This window comes from Streptomyces sp. NPDC046821, from assembly GCF_040645335.1.
Taxonomy (GTDB): domain Bacteria; phylum Actinomycetota; class Actinomycetes; order Streptomycetales; family Streptomycetaceae; genus Streptomyces.
In genome coordinates, this window is sequence record NZ_JBEYYB010000005.1 from 142,472 (window position 1) to 157,229 (window position 14,758).

The 14,758-nt window shown below is 69.6% G+C and carries 8 protein-coding genes and 1 pseudogene; 7 read left to right on the top strand and 2 right to left on the bottom strand.

The window, feature by feature from the left end; all coding sequences use genetic code 11:
- The first annotated feature begins 178 nt into the window (after nucleotides 1-178).
- The 4 genes from ABZ893_RS11615 to ABZ893_RS11630 all read left to right on the top strand — a co-directional run bounded on the left by ABZ893_RS11615 (nucleotide 179) and on the right by ABZ893_RS11630 (nucleotide 4,863).
- Complete coding sequence (locus ABZ893_RS11615) at nucleotides 179-1,549, top strand: cation:dicarboxylase symporter family transporter (RefSeq protein WP_361400598.1); 1,371 nt, start codon at nucleotides 179-181, stop codon at nucleotides 1,547-1,549.
- A gap of 129 nt (nucleotides 1,550-1,678) precedes the next feature.
- Nucleotides 1,679-2,083, top strand: coding sequence for a MerR family transcriptional regulator (locus ABZ893_RS11620; RefSeq protein WP_361400601.1), 405 nt, complete (start codon nucleotides 1,679-1,681; stop codon nucleotides 2,081-2,083).
- 13 nt (nucleotides 2,084-2,096) lie between these two features.
- Complete coding sequence (trxA, locus tag ABZ893_RS11625) at nucleotides 2,097-2,411, top strand: thioredoxin (protein WP_361401314.1); 315 nt, start codon at nucleotides 2,097-2,099, stop codon at nucleotides 2,409-2,411.
- 190 nt (nucleotides 2,412-2,601) lie between these two features.
- Nucleotides 2,602-4,863, top strand: coding sequence for a helicase (locus ABZ893_RS11630; RefSeq protein WP_361400603.1), 2,262 nt, complete (start codon nucleotides 2,602-2,604; stop codon nucleotides 4,861-4,863).
- A 7-nt stretch (nucleotides 4,864-4,870) separates the two neighbouring features.
- Here the strand turns inward: ABZ893_RS11630 and glgB are convergent, their stop codons facing one another.
- Together glgB and ABZ893_RS11640 are read right to left on the bottom strand one after the other, a co-directional pair.
- The gene (glgB, locus tag ABZ893_RS11635) at nucleotides 4,871-7,111 is read right to left on the bottom strand and encodes a 1,4-alpha-glucan branching enzyme (RefSeq protein WP_361400607.1); all 2,241 of its coding nucleotides are present in this window, start codon (nucleotides 7,109-7,111) and stop codon (nucleotides 4,871-4,873) included.
- A 257-nt stretch (nucleotides 7,112-7,368) separates the two neighbouring features.
- Nucleotides 7,369-9,450: an alpha-1,4-glucan--maltose-1-phosphate maltosyltransferase gene (locus ABZ893_RS11640; RefSeq protein WP_361400609.1), complete on the bottom strand. Its 2,082-nt coding sequence runs from the start codon at nucleotides 9,448-9,450 to the stop codon at nucleotides 7,369-7,371.
- Nucleotides 9,451-9,831: 381 nt separating this feature from the next.
- Between ABZ893_RS11640 and ABZ893_RS11645 the strand changes: the two are divergent.
- From ABZ893_RS11645 to ABZ893_RS11655, 3 genes and pseudogenes are all read left to right on the top strand, one after another.
- Nucleotides 9,832-10,623 (top strand): annotated as a pseudogene (locus tag ABZ893_RS11645) (serine/threonine-protein kinase); the annotation flags it as partial.
- A gap of 231 nt (nucleotides 10,624-10,854) precedes the next feature.
- Nucleotides 10,855-12,342 carry a PQQ-binding-like beta-propeller repeat protein gene (locus ABZ893_RS11650; RefSeq protein ID WP_361401317.1) on the top strand — a complete coding sequence of 496 codons (1,488 nt, stop codon included), beginning with the start codon at nucleotides 10,855-10,857 and terminating at the stop codon, nucleotides 12,340-12,342.
- A 99-nt stretch (nucleotides 12,343-12,441) separates the two neighbouring features.
- Nucleotides 12,442-14,751 (top strand): protein kinase, encoded by a 2,310-nt coding sequence (locus ABZ893_RS11655; RefSeq protein WP_361400612.1) that lies wholly within the window; start codon nucleotides 12,442-12,444, stop codon nucleotides 14,749-14,751.
- The last annotated feature ends 7 nt before the right edge of the window (nucleotides 14,752-14,758 follow it).

Genomic DNA, 14,758 nt, shown 5'->3' on the forward strand with positions numbered 1-14,758 from the left:
CAGTCTGCCTCGACGTATAAGCGTGAACTAAATGAACGGAAGGGTGACGGCCGTCACGGGCCGAGAGACAGTCTTCGGGATTCGTCAGACGTGAGCCGCACGCATGGCGCGTACGTGAAGGTCGATGAGGCGTACGCGCAGAATCCCGTACGCCCGACATCGCCGTCAGGAGGCACCCGTGGCCGAGACCCAGGTGGCAGCACCCGCCGCCAAGCGAGACCGCACCCACTATCTGTACATCGCCGTCATCGGTGCCGTCCTGCTCGGTATCGCGGTCGGCTTCATCTGGCCCGACTTCGCCGTGGAGCTCAAGCCCGTCGGCACCGGCTTCGTGAACCTGATCAAGATGATGATCTCGCCCATCATCTTCTGCACGATCGTGCTCGGCGTCGGGTCCGTGCGCAAGGCCGCCAAGATCGGCAAGGTCGGCGGGCTCGCCCTCGGCTACTTCATGGTGATGTCCGTCGTCGCCCTGGCCATCGGCCTTGTCGTCGGCAACATCCTGCACCCGGGCGACGGGATGCACCTCACGCAGGCCGTGAAGGACGTCGGTCACACGGCGGCGAAGGACGCCGCCGAGGGGCCCGTCGACTTCGTCCTCGGGATCATCCCGGTGACCATGGTGTCGGCGTTCACCGAGGGCCAGGTCCTCCAGACGCTGCTCGTCGCGCTCCTCGTCGGCTTCGCGCTCCAGGCCATGGGGCGCGCCGGTGAGCCGGTCCTCAAGGGCGTCGAGCACATCCAGAAGCTCGTCTTCCGCGTCCTCGGCATGATCATGTGGGCCGCGCCCGTCGGCGCGTTCGGCGCGATGGCGGCCGTCATCGGCGAGACCGGCATGGACGCGCTCAAGGCACTCGCCACGATCATGCTCGGCTTCTACGTGACCTGCATCCTGTTCGTGATCGTGGTCCTCGGAACGGTGTTGCGCCTGGCCACCGGCTACAACCTCTTCGCGCTCCTGAAGTACCTGGGCCGCGAGTTCCTGCTGATCCTCTCCACCTCGTCGTCCGAGTCCGCGCTGCCGCGCCTCATCGCGAAGATGGAGCACCTCGGCGTCAGCCGCCCCGTCGTCGGCATCACCGTCCCGACCGGGTACTCGTTCAACCTCGACGGCACGATGATCTACCTGACCATGGCCTCGCTGTTCATCGCGGACGCCATGGACCAGCCGATGGCCATCGGCCAGCAGATCGGCCTTCTCCTGTTCATGATGGTCGCCTCGAAGGGCGCCGCGGGCGTCTCCGGCTCGGGCATCGCGGTCCTCGCCAGCGGACTCCAGTCCCACAAGCCGGCCCTCGTCGACGGCGTCGGCCTGATCATCGGCATCGACCGCTTCATGAGCGAGGCCCGAGCCCTCACCAACTTCGCCGGCAACGCGGTGGCGACGCTTCTTATCGGTACGTGGACGGGGGAGGTCGACCGGGATCGCGTCCAGCGTGTGCTGGCCGGGCAGCTGCCGTTCGACGAGCGCACGCTCGTCGATGACGGGGCCGTCCCGGCGGTGCCGGACCAGAGGGGTGACGGGGGCAAGGAGCTGGCCTCGGCCTGAGTGGTTCCTTGGTGGCGGGGGTGGGGAGCTGCGGGCCGGCTTGGGCTGGTCGCGCAGTTCCCCGCGCCCCTTACGGGGCGCTGGTCTCCCCTTGCCTTGTCGTCGGGGTCAACGTTTACGTTCTTCCGTATGCGCATCGGAGAGCTGGCTGAGCGGGCCGGGACCACCACGCGGACGCTCAGGTACTACGAGTCGCGCGGGCTGCTGCCCGCCCGGCGCGGCGGCAATGGTTACCGCACCTATGACGAGGCGGATCTGCGTGCCCTGCGGCAGATCAGGACGCTGCAGGACTTCGGGTTCGAGCTCGAGGAGACCCGGCCCTTCGTGGAGTGCCTGCGCGCCGGGCACCCGGAGGGTGACTCGTGTCCCGCCTCGGTCGCCGTGTACCGCCGCAAGCTCGACGAACTCGACGCGCTGATCGGCGAGTTGACCGCCGTACGCAAGAGCGTCGGCACGCATCTGGAGCGTGCCGAGCGGGCCATGGAAGCGCTGGCGGCCGAGGACGCGTCGCCGCGCTGCGAACTGGGAGGCTGATGTGGGAGCGGACCTGAGGGATGTCACGGACGCGGACTTCGAGGGTGAGGTGCTGCACGCCGGGCGCCCGGTCCTCGTGGAGTTCACCGCCGACTGGTGCGGGCCGTGCCGGCAGCTCGCGCCGGTGCTGCGTGCCGTCGCGGACGAGGAGCGGGAGCGGCTCGACGTCGTCGTGATCGACGTGGACGCCAACCCGGAGACCGCGACGCGTTACGGCGTGCTGTCGATGCCGACGCTCATGGTCTTCAAGGGCGGCGAGCCGGTGTGGTCACGGGTCGGGGCACGCCCCAAGCGGCGGCTTCTGGAGGAACTGGCCGAGGTGATCTGAGGACTTACGGGATCAGAGCTAGCCTGAATAGCGGGGAAGAAATCCCAGGGGTGCGATGAGGCCCTGTCAGGGGGTATATTGAGTGTTTCTGTGTGCCCACAGAAAAGGCCCCTCAATGGGGGCCCAATAAACGTACCGTACCTGGCAGGGAGCCGCTTTGTCAACCCGTGAAGCGCGTGAAATCGCTGAATTGCAGAAAGAGCAGGAATTCATCGACCGGCTTTACGCGCGCGTCGACGAACTGCGCGGTGGCGCCGCGGAGTCGGTCACGGACGCCCTGACCCCGGTCGGCAACGGCCAGCAGGCGCGTCTTGAGCGGGACCTCCTCGTCGTCGAGCGGTCCGGACTTCTCGCCGCGCTCAACTCCGTCGACGGCTCCCTGTGCTTCGGCCGTATCGACCTCACCGCAAAAGCGGGCGGTGCGGCGCATCACATCGGGCGGATCGGAATTCGCGCGGACGACACCGCGCACACCCCGATCCTTATCGACTGGCGCGCGCCCGTCGCCCGGCCCTTCTATCTCGCCACCGGGCACACGCCCATGGACATCCGGCGGCGCCGGCACCTCACCACCGAGGGCCGCACCGTCACCGAGCTGCACGACGAGATCCTCGACCTCGGTGACGAGGAGCGCACCGGGTTCGAGGACCCGACCGGCGACGCCGTCCTGCTCGCCGCCCTGAACTCGGCCCGCACCGGCCGCATGGGCGACATCGTGCAGACCATCCAGGCCGAACAGGACCGGATCATCCGCCACACGCACCGCGGTGTCCTCGTGGTGGAGGGCGGCCCCGGCACCGGCAAGACCGCGGTGGCGCTGCACCGCGCCGCGTTCCTCCTCTACGAGCAGCGCGAACTCCTCGCCAAGCGGGCCGTGCTCATCGTCGGCCCGAACCCCGCCTTCCTCGGCTACATCGGCGAGGTCCTGCCCGCGCTCGGCGAGACCGGCGTGCTCCTCGCCTCCCTCGGCGAACTCTTCCCCGGCGTGCACGCCACCGCCGAGGACACCCCGCGCGCCGCCGCCGTCAAGGGTGCCGAGGCCATGGTCGACGCCCTCACCCTCGCCGTCCGCGACCGGCAGGAACTGCCCGAACCCGGCGCGCCCATGGTCATCCCGCACGACGACGGCGACCTCGTCCTCGACTGGGAGATCGCCTACGAGGCCCGGCAGGCCGCCCGCGACACGCTGCTCCCGCACAACCTCGCCCGGCCCACCTTCGCGTTCCGCATCATCGACACGCTCACCGCGCAGCTCGCCGACCGGATCGGCGCGGACCCGTACGGCGGACCGAACTTCCTGGGCCCTGACGACCTCGCCCAGCTCGGCAAGGGCATCGCCGCGAGTCATGAAGTGCACGCCGCCATCGAGGAGTTGTGGCCGCTGCTCGCCCCGGAGAGCTTCGTCGCGGACTTCCTCGCCGAGCCTGTTCACCTTGGCGAGGAGGACGCGGCTGCCATTCGGCGTGATGTGACCGGGCCCGGTGACTGGACGCCCGCCGATGTTCCGCTTCTGGACGAGGCCGCGGAGCTGCTCGGGGTGGATGACGCGGCTGAGCGGGCCGCCGCGGAGGCCGCCCGGCAGGAGCGCATCGCGTATGCGCAGGGAGTTCTCGATCTTTCGCGGGGATCGGAGACGTACGAGTTCGAGGATGAGGACGAGTCCGAAGTGCTCGCCGCGCACGACATCGTCGACGCCGACCGTGTCGCCGACTGGTACGAGGAGGAGGACCACCGCAGCGCCGCCGAGCGTGCGGCGGCCGACCGGACCTGGGCGTTCGGGCACATCATCGTCGACGAGGCGCAGGAGCTGTCGCCGATGGCCTGGCGGCTGCTGATGCGGCGTTCGCCGACGCGGTCCATGACGCTTGTGGGTGACCCGGCGCAGACCGCCGAGGAGGCCGGTGTCGGGTCCTGGGAGAAGATCCTCGCGCCTTATGTCGAGGACCGCTGGGAGCACACCCGGCTCGGCGTCAACTACCGGACTCCGTCCGAGATCATGGATGTCGCGGCGGCCGTGCTGCGTGCTGAGCATCCTGGGTTCGAGCCGCCTTCTTCCGTTCGGTCCACGGGGGTTCGGCCTTGGGTGCGGGTCGCTGCCGGTGGCGATGATGGTGTTGTGGGTGTGGTTGCTGAGGAGGCTGTTGCGGCTACGCCTGAGGAGGGGCGGCTTGCCGTGATCGCGCCTCGGCGGCTGCATCGTGCGCTGGCCGCGCGGCTTCCGGGAGTTGTGGCCGGGGGTGAGCCCGATCTGACCAAGCATCTGGTGCTGCTCGATGCGCGGCAGGCCAAGGGGCTCGAGTTCGACCGGGTCGTCGTGGTCGAGCCCGGTGAGCTGGGTGTCAGTGATCTGTATGTCGCGCTGACCCGGGCCACGCAGACGCTGGGTGTTGTGCATGGTGGGGAGTTGCCGGGGGCGCTTCGGGGGGTGCTCGGCGCTCCGCGAAGGGGCTGAATGCTTGTCACGCCGGCCTGAGCCAGATCGTGGCGAGTGGGGGGAGCGTCACGCGGATGCCGGCCGGGCGGCCGTGTGCGCCTTGGAGCTCCGGTTTGATCGGTTCCGGGTTTGTTACGTCGCTGCCGCCGTATTGGGCCTTGTCCGTGTTCAGGACTTCGTGCCAGGCAGGGATGTCGTCCGGGATGCCCAGGCGGTAGCCCTGGCGGGTGAGCGGTGAGAAGTTCGAGACGGCCAGGAGTGGGGCGCCGTCCGCCGCGCGGCGCAGGAACGCGAAGACGTTGTCCTGTGCCGCGTCGCCGGCGATCCACTCGAAGCCGGATGGGTCTGTGTCGCGTTGCCAGAGTGCTGGTTCTTCGCGGTACACCGTGTTCAGGTCCCGGGTCAGGTCGCGTACGCCTCTGTGGTCGGGGGCCGCGGGGTACGTGGGGTCGAGTAGCCACCAGTCCGGGCCTTGCGCTTCCGACCACTCTGCGCCTTGTGCGAACTCCTGGCCCATGAACAGGAGTTGCTTGCCCGGGTGGGCCCACATGAAGCCCAGGTAGGCGCGGTGGGTCGCTCTTTGCTGCCACCAGTCTCCCGGCATTTTGGAGACCAGGGACTTCTTGCCGTGGACCACTTCGTCGTGGGAGATGGGGAGTACGTAGTTCTCGCTGTACGCGTACACCATCGAGAACGTCATCTCGTCGTGGTGGTAGCGGCGGTGGATCGGGTCGTGGGACACGTAGCCGAGGGAGTCGTGCATCCAGCCCATGTTCCATTTCAGGCCGAAGCCGAGGCCGCCGAAGCCGGTGGGGCCGGTGTGGTGGGTTGCCCTTGTCACGCCGTCCCACGCTGTTGACTCTTCGGCGATCGTCACTACGCCTGGGCAGCGGCGGTACAGCGTCGCGTTCATTTCCTGGAGGAATTCGACCGCGTCGAGGTTTTCTCTGCCGCCGTATTCGTTCGGGGTCCACTGGCCTTGTTCGCGGGAGTAGTCCAGGTAGAGCATGGACGCCACTGCGTCTACTCGTAGGCCGTCTATGTGGAACTCCTCGCACCAGTACACGGCGTTCGCCACGAGGAAGTTGCGGACCTCTTTGCGGCCGTAGTCGAATTCGAGGGTTCCCCAGTCGGGGTGGGCTGCTCGGTTCGGGTCCTGGGGCTCGTAGAGGTGGGTGCCGTCGAAGGCGGCCAGTGCCCAGTCGTCGCGGGGGAAGTGGGCCGGGACCCAGTCCATCAGTACGCCTATGCCGGCCTGGTGCAGGGCGTCGACGAGGTGGCGGAAGTCGTCCGGGGTGCCCAGGCGGGCCGTTGGGGCGTAGAAGCCGGTCACTTGGTAGCCCCAGGAGCCGCCGAAGGGGTGTTCTGCGAGGGGCATCAGTTCTACGTGGGTGAAGCCCAAGTCGGATACGTAGGCGGGGAGTTGGTCGGCCAGTTGGCGGTAGGTGAGGCCTGGGCGCCAGGAGGGGAGGTGGACCTCGTAGATGGAGAGGGGGGCCTCGTGGGGCTTGGGGGCGCCGCGGTCTGCCAGCCAGGTTTCGTCCTGCCAGGTGTGGTGGGACGTGTGTGTGACGGAGGAGTTGGCTGGTGGGGTTTCTGTGCGGCGGGCCAGGGGGTCTGCTCGGAGCGATTTCGTGCCGTCGGGGCGGGTGATCTCGAACTTGTACCGCTCGCCTTCGGCGAGGTGCGGGACGAAGAGCTCCCATACGCCTGAGCCGCCTAGGGAGCGCATCGGGAAGCCTGTGCCGTCCCAGTAGTTGAAGTCCCCTACGACGCGGACGCCCCGGGCGTTGGGGGCCCAGAGTGTGAAGCGGGTGCCCTCGATGTTCTGGTGGGTCATGGGGTGGGCGCCCAGTGCTTGCCAGAGTTGTTCGTGGCGGCCCTCCGCTATCAGGTGCAGGTCGAAATCGGAGAGGGCGGGGAGTAGGGCGTAGGGGTCGGGGGTGTCGAGTTGTGTGGTGGCGTAGGTGATGTGCAGGCGGTAGGGGTGTGGGGGTGTGGGGGTCTCTATCAGTGCTGAGAAGAAGCCTTCGCCGTCGTCGTGGAGTTGTGTGCGGTGGGTTTCTGTTACGAGGGTGACCTTGCGCGCGTACGGGCGTAGGACCCGGAACGCTGTGCCGGTGGGGGTGGGGTGGGCGCCCAGGGTTGCGTGCGGGGCGTGGTGGGTGCCGGCGAGTAGGCGGGTGCGGTCCTCTGGGGGGACCGGTGCGGGGATTTGTGCGGGGGGCGCGGTGGTGGGGTCGGGGTGGGCGGTCTCGTCCGTCATCCTTCGCGCTCCTCGGTCGTCCGGTGCTGCGTTGTGGGGCGGGGCCGCGGCGGTGTGTACGTGCTCGCCATCCCTTCGCCTGGGCCGCCTTGTCCTGCGCCCGGGGAGTGGGCTTGCGTGCTCCGCGCACACACCGCCACGTCCCCTCTCGCGCGCGGGCGGCTGCGGGGGCGTGACACCGCTCGTTCGAACCAGTCCGGGGTCCCGGTCCTTCGCCGGGGTGTCTTCGAAGGGGTGCGGGACCGGCTCGTTGACGGTCATGCCGGCCCTTCGGTGGGCGGGTGCAGCACGGTGAGGATGTGCGCGGGCGCGCGGCCCGGTTCCAGGCGTACGTAGTTGGCCCTGCCCCACTGGTACGTCTCGCCCGTCAGCTCGTCGCGCAGCGCTGTCGACTCGTGCCAGCCCAGGCCCAGTTGCGGCAGGTCGAGGGAGACCGTCGCTTCTTGGGTGTGGTGGGGGTCCAGGTTGGCTACGACGAGGACTGTGTTGTCGCCGTGGGTTTTGGAGTAGGCGATCACTTCGTTTTTGTCTGTGTGGTGGAAGTGGAGGTTTCGGAGGTGGTGCAGGGCTGGGTTCGTTCTTCTGATCTCGTTGAGGCGGGTGATCAGGGGCGTTATGGAGCGGCCTTCGCGTTCTGCGGATTCCCAGTCACGGGGGCGTAGTTCGTATTTTTCCGAGTTCAGGTACTCCTCGCTGCCGGGGCGCAGAGGGGTGTTCTCGCAGAGTTCGTAGCCCGAGTAGATACCCCAGGTGGGGGAGAGTGTTGCGGCGAGTGTTGCTCGGACTTCGAAGGCTGGGCGGCCGCCGTCCTGTAGGTACGCGTGCAGGATGTCCGGGGTGTTCACGAAGAAGTTCGGGCGCATGTACGCCGCTGTCTCGTGGGCCAGTTCGGCCGCGTAGTCCGTGAGTTCTTGTTTCGTGTTGCGCCAGGTGAAGTACGTGTACGACTGCTGGAAGCCTGCCTGGGCCAGGGTGCGCATCATCGCCGGGCGCGTGAACGCTTCGGCCAGGAAGATCACGTCGGGGTTGGTGTTGTTGATGGTTGATATGACCTGTTCCCAGAACACCACTGGTTTTGTGTGGGGGTTGTCCACTCGGAAGATGCGGACTCCGTGGTCCATCCAGAAGCGGAGGATGCGGGTTGTTTCGGTGATCAGGCCCGGCATGTCCTTGTCGAACGCGATCGGGTAGATGTCCTGGTACTTCTTCGGCGGGTTCTCCGCGTACGCGATCGTGCCGTCCGGGCGGTGGTGGAACCAGTCTGGATGTTTCTCGACCCAAGGGTGGTCTGGTGAGCACTGGAGCGCGAAGTCCAGGGCGATTTCCAGGTCGAGGGCCTTCGCGGAGTTTACGAATTCGTCGAAGTCGTCGAGCGTTCCTAGGTCCGGGTGGATCGCGTCGTGGCCTCCCTCCGGGGAGCCGATCGCCCAGGGGACTCCTACGTCGTGCGGGCCCGGCGTGAGCGTGTTGTTCGGGCCCTTTCGGTATGTCGTGCCGATGGGGTGGATGGGGGGTAGGTAGACGACGTCGAAGCCCATTGCCGCTATGGCCGGCAGGCGCTTTGCCGCTGTGTGGAATGTGCCGGGGATGATTGGGAGTTCGTTCTCGTCGTTTACTACCGCTCCTTCTGAGCGGGGGAAGAATTCGTACCAGGAGCCGTACAGGGTCCGTTCGCGCTCTACGAGGAGGGGGAGGGGGTCTGAGGCGGTGACCAGTTCGCGTAGGGGATAGCGGGTCAGGATCTCTTCGATTTTGGGGGTCAGGGCTGATGCCAGGCGCGCTATGGCGGGGCGGGTCGTGTCCCGGAGCGTTGCGGCTGTTTGCAGGACTGCGGCGCGTTGGTTTTTGCGTTGGGGGATGTCGGCCGCGGCTCGTTCGTGGAGTGATGCGCCTTCTTCCAGGACCAGTTCGGTGTCTATTCCTGCCGGGATCTTGATCTGGGCGTGGCGGCGCCAGGTGGTGATCGGGTCGCTCCATGCCTCGACCGTGTAGGTCCAGCGGCCCTCCGACGCGGGCGTGACCTGGGCGGCCCAGCGGTCCGTGCCCGGGGTCAGTTCGTGCATCGGGGTCCACGGGCCCGTGTGGCCGCGTGGTGAGCGCAGCACCACGTTCGCCGCGACCGCGTCGTGGCCCTCGCGGAAGACCGTCGCGCTCACCTCGAACGTCTCGCCCGGCACCGCCTTGGCGGGCCTGCGGCCGTGGTCCACGAGGGGGTGCACGTCCACGATCGGGATCCGCCCGGCCGTGGGTGCGGCAGGGGCCGGGTGCCGCCGGCCCGGTGGCTCGCCGGTTCCGGCCGGGGGCTTGCGCGGATTCGGCGAGGTGCGTCGTGCGGGCATGACCGCTCCTGTCCGCGAGAGGTGTGTGCGGAGGCCGTGCGGGACGTACGGGGGAGCCTTCCACGGCTCCGGGGCGGGCAATCCGGTCCTTTGTTAACTACTCGCCCCTAAGCGAACGGACAAGAGCGCCGGGGGGTCGGTGTGAGGGGCGGTGGACTCTCGTGGGGGCTCATGCGGGGACTCTGGTGGGGATTTTTGTGGGGACTTTGGTGGGGTGGGAATCGGCCAGTTCGGCTGGGGTGCGTCGGTGGGGGTGGGAGAACCGGAGTGGGGTGCCGGGCCGCTCCGTGTACCGAGTAATCTGCCGTGGCGCCACGGCACTTGTGCGCGCTCGGGGTTGGGGGTGCCGCACCGGCGGCAACGGCACGGGGGGACGGGCGGATGATCGGCCGGTTGCGGGAGTCGTCGCCCGCGCGCATTGGACCGTACGAGACGCTGGCCAGGCTCGGCGCGGGCGGGATGGGGGAGGTGTTTCTCGCTGCGGGCGGAAAGATGGATCCCGATGCCCTCGTTGCCGTGAAGGCGATTCGCCGGGATGTTGTCGGGGATCCTGTGTTCCGGGCGCGGTTCCGGCGTGAGATCAGTGTGGCGGCGTCGGTCGTGAGTCCTTATGTGGCTCGGCTTGTTGCCGGGGACGCTGATGCTGAACAGCCTTGGCTGGCAACTGAGTTCGTGCCTGGGCCCGATCTTGCCGAGGCCGTGCGTCGGTATGGGCCGTTGCCGGTGGACGCTGTTGTTGCTCTTGGGGCCGGGATGGCGCGGGCCCTGTCCGCCGTGCATGGTGCGGGGGTGCTGCACCGGGACCTCAAGCCGGCGAACGTGCTGCTCGGTGCCGAGGGGCCCAAGCTGATCGACTTCGGAGTCGCGCGCACGCCGGGTGCCACGACGATGACCTCGACCGGACTGCTTGTCGGCACGCCCGGGTTCATGTCGCCCGAGCACGTTGCCGGTGGGCGCCATGTGGTCGCCGCGTCCGATGTGTTCTGTCTGGCGTCGGTTCTCACGTATGCGGCTACCGGGCGTGATCCGTTCGGTGACGGGCCTGTGGCGGCCGTGCTCTATCGGGTGTCGCGTGCCGAGGCTGAATTGGGCGGTGTGGATGGGGAGTTGAGGGAGATTCTCGCTTCTTGTCTCGTCGTTGATCCGGCTGCTCGGCCTCGGACCGATGAGCTTGTCGAGCAGTTTGCTGGTTTGGGTGGGGGTGGTGGTGTTCGGTGGCCTGAACCTGTGATGGCGTCGATCGCTGAGACTCGGCGTGATCTCGTGCAGTTGTGTGCTGCGGGGAAGCCTCTTGCGCCTCTTCCGGAGGGTGGGGCTCTTCCGGACGGCGGGGCTCTTCGTACTCCTACTCGTACGCCTACGCAGCGGTCCGGGCCGAGTCTTCAGCCGCATGACCTGCCCACCATGGGTGCCGTTCCGCCTACCGTTCCGCCGCGCCGGGCCACGAACCGGCGTCGCCTTCTTGCCGTCGTCCTCGCGGTCGCCGTCGTCGGAGGAGCCGTCGGGGCGCTGCTCGCGCTGCGTGGGCCCGGTACGCAGGACGAGGCCAAGGGGCCGGAACCCACTCCCTCGACCACGCTCTCCCCGGCTCAGCTCGTCGCCGAGGCAGGGGTCGACGGGGCCGGGAACGACGACCGCAGCGGATACGTGCCGCAGTTCCGGGAGCAGCGGCCCAAGGGGTGGAAGCCGTGGCAGGGCACGCTCGGCCACGCGCCCATGAGCTGCGCCGCCGACACCCTCGCCGTCGTCTGCCAGCTCACCGACGGGACGTACACCGCCCTTGACGCGAGCAACGGACGGAAACTGTGGACGTCGAAGGCCGGCGCGCCCGTCGACACCGGCGCCGGTGACGAGGCCTACATCGGGCCCTCCGGCCACCTGTTCATGCCCGGCGACCTCCCAGCGCCCGACGTGCGCGGCGGCACCACCGTCATCGCCCGCGACGGGCGCCTCCAGGTGCGGGACTCCCGCTCGGGCGCCGTGCGCTGGTCCGTCGCGCCCGAGAGCGGCACCCGCTTCACCGCCGCCCTCATCACCGGCGACGGCCTCCTCGTCGCGTCCCAGGAAGGTGCGGCGGGAGCCACGGGCGCGAAGCTGCGCACGTTCGCCCTGAAGGGCGGCGCGCCCCGCTGGACCCACACCCTCAGCACCGAACAGCTCGCCGAGGCCGAGATCGGCGCCTACCGCGCGGTCCTGGCCCACGACGGCCTCGTCTACGCCGTCTCCACCGACGGCGAGATCGCGCTCGACGGCACGACCGGCGCGCAGGTCGGCACCCCTTACGACAAGGGGCAGTGCCGCACCCTGATGGCGCAGGGCCGGCAGATCCTGTGCAGCCAAGTCCTGCGCGGGGACGGGCAGTTCGACGACCCGAACGCCGAACCGCAGACCCGCGTCACCCGGCTCGACGCGCGCACGTTCGCGGTGAAGGGCAAGTTCGGCTTCAAGGCGCCGCCCGTACAGGCCGACGGAATGCCCGGACTCGACGTCGTCGTGAGCGCCGTCGGGCCCGCCGCCGCGGTCGCCTACGACACGACGAACCAGAAGCTCGTGGTCGCAGACGCGCGCAAGGGCCGCGTCATCAGGAAGGAACCGCTGTCCGTCGTCACCGACGTGATCAAGCGGCCCGTCTCGTCGGGGCCGCTGATCATCGGCGGGCGCGCCCTGACCGCCGACAACACCACGCTGCGGTCCGTGCCGCTCACCGCGAAGGGCGCCGCCCGCACCATCGTCGTCATGGGCGCGCCCGGCAACCGGCCGGTCAAGCAGCACGCCGACCCCGGCACCGTCATCGCCGACTCGCCCCGGCCCCCGACGCTCCTGCTGCTTGGCGGGATCGTGACGCTCGTGTACGACCAGGGGACCGTGGTGTCCCTGGAGATTCCCCGGTAGGTAGCGCCTCGTCCCGGTCCTTGGAGACTCCCGAGTAAGACCCCGTCCCGGTCCTCGGAGATTCCCCAGTAACACCCCGTCCCGGTCCTTGGAGGATCTGTGCTCGACCCGTTGTCCGGGCCCGCGCGGTGCATCGGCCCGTACCGGCTGCTCTCCCTCATCGGTGCGGGCGGTATGGGTGAGGTGTATCTGGGGCGGGAGGAACGGCCGGGCGCGCCGCTCGTCGCCGTCAAGACGGTCCGCGCCGACCTCGACGCCGACCGTGAGTTCCGCGTCAGGTTCCGCCGCGAGATCGCCTCCGCCCGCGCCGTCTCCGGTCCGGGCACGGCCGCGCTGCTCGCGGGGGACGCCGACGCCGAAGTGCCGTGGCTGGCGACGGAGTACGTGCCCGGACCCTCGCTCGGCGAAGCCGTCGCCCGCTGCGGGCCGCTGCCCGTGCCCACCGTGCGCGCCCTCGGCGCCCGGCTCGCACGCGCCCTCGCCGGCGTGCACGCGGCGCAGCTCATGCACCGTGACCTCAAGCCCGGCAACGTCCTGCTCACCGCCGACGGGCCCAAGCTCATCGACTTCGGCATCGCGAAGGCCTGGGACACCCGGGCGACCGCGCTGACGGCCACGGGGATGATCATCGGCACCCCCGGGTTCATGGCGCCCGAACAGATCGAGGGCGCCCACGCCGTCGTCCCCGCCTCGGACGTCTTCGCGTTCGGCGCCGTCCTCTGTCACGCGGCCACGGGCCGGGGGCCGTTCGACGACCCGGAGTTCGCCTCCGTCGTCTTCCGTATCTCCCAGGGCGACGCCGACCTGTCGGAAGTACCCGACGAGCTGCGCGAGATCGTCGCAGTGTGTCTGCGGACGGCGCCCGGGGAGCGGCCCGACGCGGCCGAGCTCGCGCGGATGCTCGACGCGGGGCCCGACGACGCGCCGGTGCTCGGCTCGGGGCCCGCCACCGCGCCCGTGCCCTGGACCAGTGAGGTTCTGTCGCTGTTCGCCGAGCACCGGGAGGCCGTCGCCCGCTGTGAACGGGAGGCGGCCGCACGGTCGTTCGCCGCTGCCGATACGGCCATGGGTCCCGGTAGCGCACCGCCGATGCCGACCGTCCCTGCCGGGCGCGCAGTGCGGCGGCGCTGGCCTTGGCTGGTCGCGGCGGCCGTCGTCGGGGCGGCGGTGGCCGTCGCCGCGGTCGTCATCCCTGGAAACGACAGCGGGGGCGCTGCCTCTCCCGGTCAGGGAGGCTCCGGCACCCGTCCGCCCGCCGTCGTCACCTCCTACGGATCCGCCGACCACTCCGGCGAGTTCGGCGCTGCCGGTACCCGTGCCGCCCTCCGGCCCGACGGCTGGAAGCCCTGGTCCGTGGCGCGCCCCGCCGCCCTGGACGACCGGGGCAGCGGCTGCGTGCTCGTGCTGCCCCGGCTCGTGTGCCGCGACGGCAAGGGGGCCGCGGCGGCCTTCGACGCCGCGACCGGGCGGCACCGCTGGACCTCCCGAGGGTTCCCGGTCCGGCCCGAGGACCTCCAGGGCGTCACCGACCTGCCGCCCGAGAGCGACGGCACCCGTGTCTTCGTCCCCAGCGAACTCGGGACGACCGCCGTCGACGCCGCCACCGGCGCCGTGCGCTGGCAGCGGCGGCTGCCCGCGAACTCCGGGCTGCTCGCCCTGACGTACGCGAAGGGCGTCGTCTACAGCGCCGAGTTCGACATGAGCCCCGGCACGGGTCTGGCCCGCAGCACCGTCGTCCGGGCCCGCCGCGCCGCCGACGGCCGCGAGCTGTGGAAGACCGGCCCGCTGCCCAAGCCGCAGAACCCGATCCTGGTGGGCGACGGCCGCCTGTACCTCGCCGGTGAGGACGGCGGAGTGATCGCCCTCGCCGCGAAGGACGGCGCCCGCGCCGCCTCCGCGCCCGCCGCCACCTGCTTCGCCCTGCTCCGCCACGCGTCGTCCGTCCTGTGCTGGGACCTCGAGCATCCGGGCGTACGCGAGCTGGACGGGCGCACGCTCCAGGTCCGGCGCACGGTGGCGGGGGACAGCCGGCCCACGCTGCCGGGCCCGGTCGTCGGCTCGGACGGCGTACTCGTCGTGCCCGTCGCCAACGCGGACACGACGGACCCGGTCGACCACTTCCTCACCGCGTACGACTGGCGCAGCGGCCGGCGCCTGTGGCGCTACGGCGCGCCCCAGCAGACCGCGGGCCTCGCGCTCGCGGGCAAGCGGGTGCTGGCCCTGGGCGCGTACGCACTCGAAGGGAGGAACACCTCCGGAGACGTCAACACGCTCCGCCGCAAGGACACGCCCCGCACCGATTCGGCCAATGGAGGAGCGGCCGTACACCTGGGACAGCCCCTGTATCTGGGCGGTGTGCTGTTCGCCGACACGACCGAACGCAAGATCGTCTCCGGTTACGCGCCCTGACCCCGAG

Coding starts and splice junctions, on each gene's coding strand:
- ABZ893_RS11620 (WP_361400601.1), top strand. CDS start 1,679: ATGCGCATCGGAGAGCTGGCTGAGCGGGCCGGGACCACCACGCGGACG.
- glgB (WP_361400607.1), bottom strand. CDS start 7,111: ATGACGGACGAGACCGCCCACCCCGACCCCACCACCGCGCCCCCCGCA.
- ABZ893_RS11640 (WP_361400609.1), bottom strand. CDS start 9,450: ATGCCCGCACGACGCACCTCGCCGAATCCGCGCAAGCCCCCGGCCGGA.
- ABZ893_RS11650 (WP_361401317.1), top strand. CDS start 10,855: ATGGGTGCCGTTCCGCCTACCGTTCCGCCGCGCCGGGCCACGAACCGG.